10 protein-coding genes are annotated in these 10,713 nt (G+C 42.3%); all 10 read left to right on the top strand.

Going from position 1 to position 10,713, the window contains the following annotated elements:
• Positions 1-697: DUF2345 domain-containing protein (locus CXF65_RS00510; RefSeq protein ID WP_157823940.1), on the top strand; the 697-nt coding region annotated here is incomplete at its 5' end.
• Entirely contained in the window at positions 697-2,445 is a 1,749-nt protein-coding gene (locus CXF65_RS00505; RefSeq protein ID WP_101210672.1) for a phospholipase effector Tle1 domain-containing protein, read from the top strand. The genes CXF65_RS00510 and CXF65_RS00505, both read left to right, overlap by 1 nt.
• A 17-nt stretch (positions 2,446-2,462) precedes the next feature.
• On the top strand, positions 2,463-2,873 hold the full coding sequence (locus CXF65_RS00500) for a hypothetical protein (protein ID WP_101210671.1): 411 nt from the start codon (positions 2,463-2,465) through the stop codon (positions 2,871-2,873).
• A 136-nt stretch (positions 2,874-3,009) separates the two neighbouring features.
• Positions 3,010-3,411 (top strand): hypothetical protein, encoded by a 402-nt coding sequence (locus CXF65_RS15000; protein ID WP_198551923.1) that lies wholly within the window; start codon positions 3,010-3,012, stop codon positions 3,409-3,411.
• A gap of 131 nt (positions 3,412-3,542) precedes the next feature.
• Complete coding sequence (locus tag CXF65_RS14995) at positions 3,543-3,980, top strand: hypothetical protein (RefSeq protein WP_198551922.1); 438 nt, start codon at positions 3,543-3,545, stop codon at positions 3,978-3,980.
• Between the two features lie 152 nt (positions 3,981-4,132).
• Entirely contained in the window at positions 4,133-4,543 is a 411-nt protein-coding gene (locus CXF65_RS00485; RefSeq protein ID WP_101210670.1) for a hypothetical protein, read from the top strand.
• A gap of 181 nt (positions 4,544-4,724) precedes the next feature.
• Entirely contained in the window at positions 4,725-5,774 is a 1,050-nt protein-coding gene (locus tag CXF65_RS00480) for a DUF2931 family protein (RefSeq protein ID WP_101210669.1), read from the top strand.
• A 144-nt stretch (positions 5,775-5,918) separates the two neighbouring features.
• Positions 5,919-6,326, top strand: coding sequence for a hypothetical protein (locus CXF65_RS00475; RefSeq protein ID WP_101210668.1), 408 nt, complete (start codon positions 5,919-5,921; stop codon positions 6,324-6,326).
• A gap of 120 nt (positions 6,327-6,446) precedes the next feature.
• Positions 6,447-7,562, top strand: coding sequence for a DUF2931 family protein (locus CXF65_RS00470; RefSeq protein WP_157823938.1), 1,116 nt, complete (start codon positions 6,447-6,449; stop codon positions 7,560-7,562).
• A 46-nt stretch (positions 7,563-7,608) separates the two neighbouring features.
• On the top strand, positions 7,609-10,713 hold a 3,105-nt coding region (locus CXF65_RS00465; RefSeq protein WP_198551921.1), incomplete at its 3' end, for a contractile injection system protein, VgrG/Pvc8 family.

Genomic DNA, 10,713 nt, shown 5'->3' with positions numbered 1-10,713 from the left:
GCTACATACGGAAGTACTTGGTGCAGCAGATGTGCTACTGGTTAGTAAAGACAGTATATTAGCCTCTGCAAGCAATACGCTATGGACGGCGAAAACAATCGTTAGGCAATCAGGCGCAACTCAGTCGGATGTGGTGGCAGGCAGTTATACGCTGACGGCAAATACGATTGACTCGCTCTCTGGGGTTGGTGGTCAAGTCGATCTATCAGGACTGCATATCAGTGCCAATAGAGAGCCACTAGCGATACAAGCACAGGGTGGTGAGTTGCAATTACACAGTCAACAAAGCATGACGATTGGTAGCGCGTCAGGACAGGTGAATGTGTCAAGCCCTAAGCGCATTAAGCTGCAAACCTCAGCCGGAGCTTCTATTACCATCGATGACAGTGGTATTAAGCTGGTCTGCCCGGGCACGGTTAAGATTAAAGCGGTGAAGAAAGAGATGGTTGCGGGGGCAAAAGCAAAACACGGCATACTTGATTATCAAGACCCTCATGATGAGATGTTTGTCATTCGTGATCAAAATGGCGATCCTGTTCAAGGCTTCCGATATAAGATCGTTGATGATCTTGGTAAGATATTCTATGGTCGCACAGACGAAAAAGGTCAGACGGATCGTATCTTTAGCGGCGCTAGCAAAGTCAAGCTAAAGGTATATCCAGATAGGCGTGGTAGTAGTTATGAGGATGATAAATAATGAGGGGCTATAGTACTCAAAAAGACGAACCAATAAACGGCGAAGACGATCTAACCAATCCAGAAGAGAACTCCTCTGTAGATCTTAAAGTCAATATCCTGACATTTAATATTTTCTTTGATGGCACATGGAACAGTAAAGAAAACTCAGATTTATACAACGAAATTGCGCCAAAGCAGGTAAAAAAGCTAAAAGATAGAATGGATGAAAGGTATAACCCAGAGCCTATGGTGGGTTCATCGCTAAGCTTTGCCCGAGCGCCAACTGTAGTTGATCAGTTACATAGAGCAGCCGATAGCGAAAGACCACACGTTATTAATCTATATACCGACGGCTCAGGTATCGAAACCAGAACAGAATCTGACGATGCCTCGGCTCCTGTACCAGGATGGGAGTATCATGCCGATAACGGCATAGGTTCAGGATTAGGAATGGGAGGTACTGGTGCTAAGGCTAAGCTTGAGCGTATGTTAGAACATGTGCAGACAGCTTTAGCGACTTATGTTGGTCAAGGCTATAATCCCCAACAGCTGGTATTCAATGTCTATGGCTTTAGCCGCGGTTCGGCAACTGCTCGTATGTTCTGTAAGCGCATATTCACAGACAGGCGCACTCCAGAGGTTAAGGAGTTCATCGATCTAACAAAATATGATGTGGTGTTTGACTTCGTGGGTTTATTTGATACGGTGTCTTCTATCGGCACCAACCATGATAACGATGTAGAAGAGGAAGGCCAAGAGCTAGATTTTAAAGAAGTAGATGGAACTAAAGTCGTGCATATCGTCGCCGGTGACGAGTATCGCCAAAAATTTAATCTAACCAGTATCGGACAGTGCGTACGAGCTGGTGTCGGACTAGAGTTCGCCATTCCTGGCTGTCATACTGATATTGGTGATGGACTTAGTACTTTAGGTGAAGTCAAAAAGGGTGCAAATGAATGGTATGTCAAAGGTCAAAATGATAATGTTCAGATTGTCCTAACCAAAGACCGCCGTCAAAACCATCAATGGGATACGGACTCTCGTAGAGGTAGACAGCCGCCTGCGACTTATAGAGACATTGACCCTGATCCTAACGCAGACACTGAGATGAATGGCTTTTGGAAAGTCTTTACCCCAAAGGTTCTTGAATATCAAAGCAACGCCTCTGCTGGACAACAATACGCGGACTTTGACATCGTATTACAAGCGTTAAAAGCAGAGGGCTGGGCGGACAATACGGGCAAAGCGGAATATCAATGCAAAGGGCCAACTTGTGAGGTTGACACCTGTAAAGTCAAAAGAAAACAAGCAGAGAACGAAGGTTTGGGACTAACACCAGTGGCAAAATCTGAGACAGAGCTATTTATCCGTTGTACAGGGGACAAGAATCAGCTCATCATCGATAGAAAACAAGTAAAGTCAGATTATCCAAAAGTATCTGCGCATCTGATGCTGGAGTTTATCAAAAAATACTATGCCGACTTTTATCTCCCTGATAAGCTAAAAATGTATGCAGTACCAACAGCACTAGCCTCTACCTTCAATGAGTTAAAGACGCAAGCGACATCATTAGACGGTAAACAGGGATATATGGATAAAAACATGCATAAAGCCGATGGTAACTCACATCAATTGTATATTACCGAACCGACTATCAAAAATCGCTATCTACATATTAGTGGCAATAATAGTGGCTTTCCACACGTAAGTGTTCCTAATATAGACAATAAGGAAAATCTATTTTATCGCTACGTTATTCAAGGTTAACCAACAGGAGTAGCATTATGAAAATCGTCAATATTATTATATCAGGTGTTTGCCTACTCTCTCTCACCGCCTGCGGTAATCTTCAAAACTGGAATAGTGCATATCTATCAGGAGGTACTGGATATTTGTCGAATGATAAAGGATCGGTAGGAGACTGTAAGGGAAGGGAATTAAGTACAAAAGGTTCGATTTCAGATGCTGATACTTTTTGGCAAGATAATAATTTACCTAAAGGAACAACTAACTATATGTGCAAGGATGGAAAAGCATATTTACTGAATAAAGTTACTGACTGCCAAGGCAAGATAATCGCTAGCCAGCCAGGTGGTGTTATGAAGTTTAGAAGAGACAACGGATTTCCTGATGGCTACTCATATGTTGCTTTCACTTGTGCAAATGGCAGTGTAAAACCTATTATGTGGGAATAAAAAAGCAGTTGAAACATTAAACAACTTAAACTTAATTATCTGCTTTCTTTATTAGCTCCTTTTTTGCCGCTATGGACAATAAGGAAAATCTGTTTTATCGAAACGTCATTCAAGGTTAATCAACAGGAGCAACAGCATGAAAATGATCAATACTATTTTAGCGAGTGTTTGCCTACTCTCTCTCACCGCCTGTATGAATTCTCGCGACTGGATTGGAGGTGGTGGTGAATATTTAACAGATAATGAAGGGCTAGTGGCAGACTGTAGAGGAAATTTTTTAAGTATGGAATCTCCACCAACGCAAGCTGATCAATTTTGGCAAGCTAATAACTTACCAAAAGGAACCACTGACTTTGTCTGTAAAGATGGCAAAGCTTATGAAGCCAGTAAAGTCACTGACTGTCAAGGTAACCTCATTGCCAAGCAATCTGGTGGTGTTGAAGGATTTAGATCAAAGTTCAATTTGAATAATGGAAATATAAGGTTTACTTGCAATAATGGCAAGGTTACTCCTGTACCTTTGAGTAGCTTACAGTAAGGTAAGCAAATCAAGCGATTAACTATTAGTACTGATTCAATCGATTATCTCCTGTTAATTAGCTTCACGGACAATAAGCAAAACCTGTTTTATCGAAACGTCATTCAAGGTTAACCAACAGGAGCAACATTATGAAAATCATTAGTACTATCCTAGCAAGTATCTGCCTTCTCTCTCTCACCGCCTGCGATAATCTTCGAAACTGGAATAGTGGATATTTAACAGGTGGAGACTATCTATCAAACGATGATGGGATGGTAATAGACTGTTATGGAGATTTAATAGGCACAAACCCTAATACGGTTTCAGCAGCTGAAAGATTTTGGCAGGCTAATAATTTGCCAAAAGGAACGGCTAATTTTGTATGTAAAGACAGCAAAGCCTACTTACCTAACAAGGTCACGGACTGTCGAGGTAACCTCATTTCTAAGCAATCCGGTGGTATTGCGCAGTTCAAGCTCAATAATAACTTCCCCAGATATGAAAGTGGTAATATGGTTTCATACACTATATTCAACTGTCAAGGCAGTAACGTTATTCCTGTAGATTATACTGATATAAGGCGGTAGCTTTATTCCTGTAAATCATACCAAAAAGTAGTCTATCTTGATGAATGCTGCTTTAAATAGTTGCTAAATCGTTCAACGCCTGTTGTTATCTATACGAACAATAAGAGAAAATTTCGCGACGTCATTCAAGGTTAACCAACAGGAATAACATTATGACAATGATCAATACTATCTTAGCAGGTGTTTGCCTATTCTCTCTCACGGCCTGCGGTAATCTTCAAAACTGGAATAGTGACTACTTAACAGGTGGAGAATATCTATCAAACGATAAGGGACTAGTAGCAGACTGTCAGGGAAATTACTTAGGTATCAGTAATAATCTGTCAGATGCAGATTTGTTTTGGCAGGATAATAACTTACCTAAAGGAACAAACGATTATGTCTGTAAAGACGGCAGAGCCTACTTACCTAATAAAGTCACTGATTGCAACGGAAGTATAATTATTAAAAAGTATGGTTCAATTGAAAAATTTAGAATGGTTAACAATCTTCCTGATTACACAACTGTAGCATTTATCTGCGAAGGAAGTTCCATCAGACCATCACCTGATCAGCTTAAATAACAAATGATAGTCGTCTGTTTTTATATTAATAATAGCTTCTTTTGTTACCCTTAAGAAAAATAATAAAAATATATTTTTTCGCGACGTCATTCAAGGTTAACTAACAGGAGCAATGTCATGAAAATTATCAGCACGATCTTAGTAAGCATACTAACCAACCAACACTGTAAAGGATAGCCTTGTGTTTGAGAACGAAATTCCTGTTAAATGGTTTACCTATATTTTCGCACCTCGCCATTTCGATGTATGGCTTATTTCAGGAGAGTGTTTTTGGTATTACACCGAAGAGGCTGGACAGGGTCTAGGATTTTCGGGAGACATTGGTGGTGGTTGGCGTAGTACAGGCGTATTGGCATCAGGCGGTTCACCACCTGCTCTAGTGAAGCTTCCCTTAGGTGTACAGCTCACTTGGCTCTCCACCACTGAAAAAAAGTACTATCAAGCCAGAATCACGCTACCTAGAGATCTAATGCTTGCTGAGTTTGCAAAGCGCTTTGAGGTTGAGCTTTATGATCGATCAAAAACAGCTCAATATACGACGATTGATTTCGCACTAGCTCCTGGTGGCTATATTAGCCTGCGTCTAGGAGGTATAAGTGTGACTGAAATCGCTAATTTTCAAGCTCGAGAAATACAAATGTCATGGGATTTCTTCGCGCTTACCCATCACTTTGCACCAGAGACGTATCCTGAGGCTGAGTTTATGGATGACCATTATAAAAAGCTACCTGACAATATCAAAGCCATGGTCAAAGAGGACACATTTCCGCTGACACGCTGGAAGAATTATTCAGACAAATTTAATTGGTATCTAACGACTCAGATAGAGATGGAAGCTTGCAAAATATGGTCGATAAACGGTAATTCGCAATTCTACACTAAAGAAGAGATACAAAAAAATGGGGGTATCCCGCAAGAGTATGTACCGGCATGGCTACGCTTAGAATATAAAAAATCAGGAATAATCTATAGTCTTTTTATCAAATTCACTGAGCAAAAACAGGGCAAAGCAGAACAGCCAGATGATGATCTTGTCATATATCAAGAGTTTAAAGATTTCTTTAGGTCAAATAAGTTATCAACAACAATAGCACTGGTCATCGAAGAAGAAGCCAATGAAATCCGAGCTTATCTAACTGACGGATCCATAAAACAATACCTCACTATTACTCAATTTTTCACCCAAGAAACTAATGTCGGAATATTTAAGTGGTTTGATTCTGATAAATAATATCTTACTACTTAATGATGCTATTGAATGATTGTTGAATGCAAAAAAGCACTTCTTGCTATCAGCCTACCTAGGATTAACCCAAAAACCAATCAGTTTTATCGTACCGTCATTTCTGATTAGATAAGCACAAAGGATACGCTTATGAAATCAATTTATCTATCATTACTTTTAGTCAGCATGTTAGGCCTCACTTCCTGTATCGACTTGGACTTGGGTGGGCAGTTTATGTATAAACAAGAGTATTTAGAAGATGACTCTGGCAATGCAGTAGGAAGATGTACCACACAGATCAATCCAGCAACAGACAAGCTTCTTTTTTCGGCACTACCCGAAAGATCTGCAGAAGAGTATTGGCAAAATAATAACCTACCTAAAGGCACACTGTATTTTATCTGCGACGGTGCTGAAGCCTCACTACCAAAGGATTGTCAAGAGAATGAGCTGACCACGCCGCAGCTGCGTCGCTATTGGAGAAAATATGATTTGCCTGTGGGTACTTATAAATTTGATTGTAGAAATGGTATACCTAAGGTGCCAGCAGACAGCTAGTATTTAAGCCAATTAGTCTGTCTTATCTATCATCAAATGATGGCGATATCACAAAGATATAATGTGCTGCTTGAACATGCAATGGCAGCATCACGCTATAGCACTTATAAAGGCACACTTATGAAAAGTATCAAGATCGCCATATTATCACTGCTCGTTGTATCGCTCACGGCCTGCATTTTCTCTGGAAGAGACGTGGCTCGTGAATTAAAAGGTGTATTTATGAAAGAGAATAAAATGGGGTTTTCTACAGCAGTATTTGCGCCGCGCTATTATCCCATTGAGCTGGTCGCAGGCGAATCTTTTTGGATGTATGACGATGGCTCAAGACGCGGTTTTTATGCGCACGCAGGCGGCGGCTGGAGGACAGCAGGTGCGGATGCGTCGGGTGGCTCTCGCATTCCTGATGGTATCAATCTCACGTGGCTGGCGCCCATAGAAGGCAAATACTATCATGTCAGAGCCAGACTGCCCAAAGCAGAGATAGAAAGACAGTTTCAGCGCAAGCTCACTATGGATTTTGAAGACACACCAGATACTGAACAGTTTAAGCAGATTCAGCTGGCGCTGGCTCCTGGTGGCTTCGTCTCTGTACGTCTTGGTTGGGCAGAAGTTGTAGAGATAGCACAGTTTCAAGCAGAAGAGGTGGATATTCCGTGGGAGTATTTTGCACAGGCAAACCACTTTAACCCTGAAGGCTTGAGTGAAGAAAAATATCTTGCAGGGTTTGTTAAGGATCAGCCAAAAAAAATTCAAGCACAAAAAGCCAACGGTACGTTTCCTATTGGCAGATGGAAAACCTTTAATACTCAAAAATTCCCTTGGTATCTCTCCACACCGCTTGATGTGTATGGCTATACAGAATTCTTGATAAATGGTAACACGACATTTACCCCACAGTCTGAAGTAGACTTAACCACATACGCGGGAGAAAAAGCAGTGCCTGCTTGGTATCGACTGTACTTTAAGCATGAGGGCATACGGTATCAAGCAGCTATTGTTTTTAGTAAAAGCGACCCAGATTCTAAAGAGATGCCTAGTGGCGATGTCGAGACGTTTGAGATTTTTAAGAAATTTTTTGCAGAAAACAAAGAGCCTGCAGCACTGATGGTCAATATTATTGATGGCAAGCTTGTTGCTGACTTGACCGTTGATGGTATTACCATGCAACATGTACCCCTACATGGTAGTTTTTATCGACAACTTAAAGACAATGAATATAAATGGTTTAAATAGACTTGGTTTAGGCATAAAAGCACTTCTTATAACGGGAACCTCCCTTATGCCTTCGCAAACCGCTCGTCTACACCAAATTACCGTTGATACCAATAATACACCCATTACTACCTTATATCCTGTTGCGTTCTCTTGGTCAAGCGCCATTGATAAAGTAGCTACTAGTCAGCTGTTGTTCTACTCACATGCTTTTATAGATTCAAACTCTTGTTTATCTTTGATAAATACATTTGTCTGCTTAAATACCCTTTCAGTTTCCCGTGAACCCAGTCATCGCACTGGGCTTATTAAAGCCGTCAACTACCAGCAGTCAGATGGCGCACTGCATTTTTACACGTTAGACATTGTCAGCCCCGATTGGCAATTAACCCAGTGCATTCATACCCGCAGTTTCATCAATCAATCTACGCTCGACATCGTCACTACCCTCTTTGCCGACTATGAGTTTGATTGGCAGTTATCTGAGACTTTGCAGGCATCAGAGCGCCTGTCTTTTCAGCTTCCTATGCGCACCCAGTCGGATGTCAGTGATTGGGAGTTTATAACCGGGCTACTTGCTGATAGTGGTGTCAGTACCCTATGGATATCGGGTGATTCATTAGATAATTTAGGGTATCTGATGCTACTAAGCAGTTTTGATGAGACAGAGTTACTACCATTAGACTATCGTTATGCCCAGTCTTCTATCCAGTCAGGACAAGATACGGTTAATGAGCTACAAATGAGCACGCAGCAACTGGGTAGTCAGACGGTGATAGTAAGAGCAGATGGCTTAAGCGCGGATACCATTTATGAAGGCCAAGCCGCTGATGAGTCAGCACTAGCAATAGACGACACGACTGTGCTTTTAGGCGCGCCTTCACGCGTCGATAGCGATAGCGCAGCGACGGTGTTGGCACAGCAATGGGTGAATGCCAATCGCTGTCAGCGTGAACATTACCAAGCGACTGGTGCGATGCGAGGCATGGTGGTCGGTAGTCCTGTGAGTATTCATAATTTACCTACTATCGGTCGTTTGACTAGCTACTGTATCAGTACGCAGATGGTTGGGATTGAGCCGGACAGCGACAGCGTGTCTTATCATCATCAAGTATTTATCAAAGCGTGGTTACAACGTACGACGCAACAGAGCGGGATATTCCTCCCCGATCATGGCTTTGATATCGCCCGCAATACTGGGGTTTGGGTATCGGCCACGTTACTTGACGCAGCTATTCCTTATTGCCCTTATCCCAGTTTTTTATCCTTTGCCAGTAGCACTTACACGGGTCTCACCCAAGCACGTACTGGTGACACCAGTTTATTAGCCTCGCCCAGCTATGACTCTAGTGTCAGCACTGACAATCTACAACAAACCATCACCACTCCCGTCTACTCAGGCATCAGCCCTCACGACGACGGCACTACCCCGCCCCTACGCGCATTGCAACTGTCATCGGGTAGCACGCATGGTTGGCAGTTTGCCCCGCGGCTTGGGCAGTCGATTCTCCTTAATTACTGGTATGGCGATATCGATAGTCCGGTGATTAGCAGATCGCTTTACGATGGTATCGGTATGGGCGATGTCGATGACAAAGACATCACCACTCGTGACACTGGACTATCGAATAGACACAACCTACAAGGCGGTGCTTCTCCTAGATGGCATGGTGGTGGTTTGGGTCATTCGCAAATTAGTGAAGATGAAGATGATACTCACAGTGGTTGGATTTCTGGTATTGCTCAATATGGGCTGACTTCTGATTCTGAAGTTACCATGAGCTTTGATGACACGCCAAACAAAGTCGGTCTGCAGTGGACGGTGAATACTGGGGCGCGTGCCAATGCTGATATGCCAACGATTACAGATCAAGCGACCTTTGCCCCTGATGAGCATGTATTAGAATTGGGCGTACTACGTCATCGCTTTAGCAATCATCAATCTAGCAAGAGTGGACAAGGCATTAATCTAGCAACCGACCATGGTTTGCAAATCACCGGTGAGTCAGGTGTCCTACTCTCCACCTTTGATATCAGACACAGTCAAAGTGAGCACGAGTCCGCATGGGTCAATGATGCAGGACAACGCCAGTTAACAATGGGCACTGAGCTGAGTGAAACCTTTAAAGAGGCAAAGCAGGCACATTTGCAATCAACCGAGGTACTTAGTAATGCCAACCAAACAATAGAAGCCTTTAAAACCAGCGCGCAAATTATTGATGAGACGCTAAATACGGAAGTGTTAGGCGCAGCCGATGTGATGCTGGTCAGTAAAGACAGCATTCTGGCCTCTGCAAATAATACACTATGGACGGCGAAAACAATAGTTAGGCAATCAGGCGCTACTCAGTCGGATGTGGTGGCAGGCAATTATACGCTGATGGCAGATCGTATCGAGTCGCTATCAGGCATTGCTGGGCAAGCTGCTCTATCAGGACTGCATATCAGTGCCAATACCAAGCCTGTCGCGATACAAGCCCAAGGCGGTGAGTTGCAGCTGCACAGTCAACAAAGCATGACGATTGGTAGTGAGGCTGGACAGGTGAATATCTCCAGTCCAAAGCGGATTAAGCTGCAGACCTCAGCAGGAGCATCGATTACGATAGATGATAGTGGGATTAAGTTGGTGTGCCCGGGAGAGATTAAGATCAAGGCGGTGAAGAAGGGTTTGGTTGCGGGTAGCAGGGTTACCGTTAAAGTCTTAGATTTTTTAAGTTCTGATGCTTCAATGAGTTACTATTTAATAGATAGTGCGACTGAACGTGTTTTGAAAAACAGACGTTACCGAATGATTAATCCACATAATGGGCATATCACTCTGGGCAAATCAGATAATTCAGGTAAGATAGAAGAACATCATCCAAATATATTACTTGAAATACTGCCTGAGTTAAGTCGGACTTATACTCAAGATATAGGTGGTAACTTACCAAATATTATAGCTACAGCGGCGCCTAGTCCAGAGAAAAATATTTTAACAGCCAAAGATTTAAACTCTTTAGAAACTATCCTTAAGAACCTAAAAGCAAAAAACTCAACGTTTAAAGCTGATTATAATAGGAGAATAAGTGGAGGTTATAATTTAGATTCAGTTCCTATTGTACCAAATGGGGCTAAATTAGTTAGTTTTAATAAATTACTTAAATTAAAGGCAGGAACTAGCGATAATATG

The sequence above is a fragment of the Psychrobacter sp. Sarcosine-3u-12 genome (genome assembly GCF_002836005.1).
Lineage (GTDB): Bacteria > Pseudomonadota > Gammaproteobacteria > Pseudomonadales > Moraxellaceae > Psychrobacter > Psychrobacter okhotskensis.
This window is presented reverse-complemented; position numbering and strand designations above follow the sequence as displayed.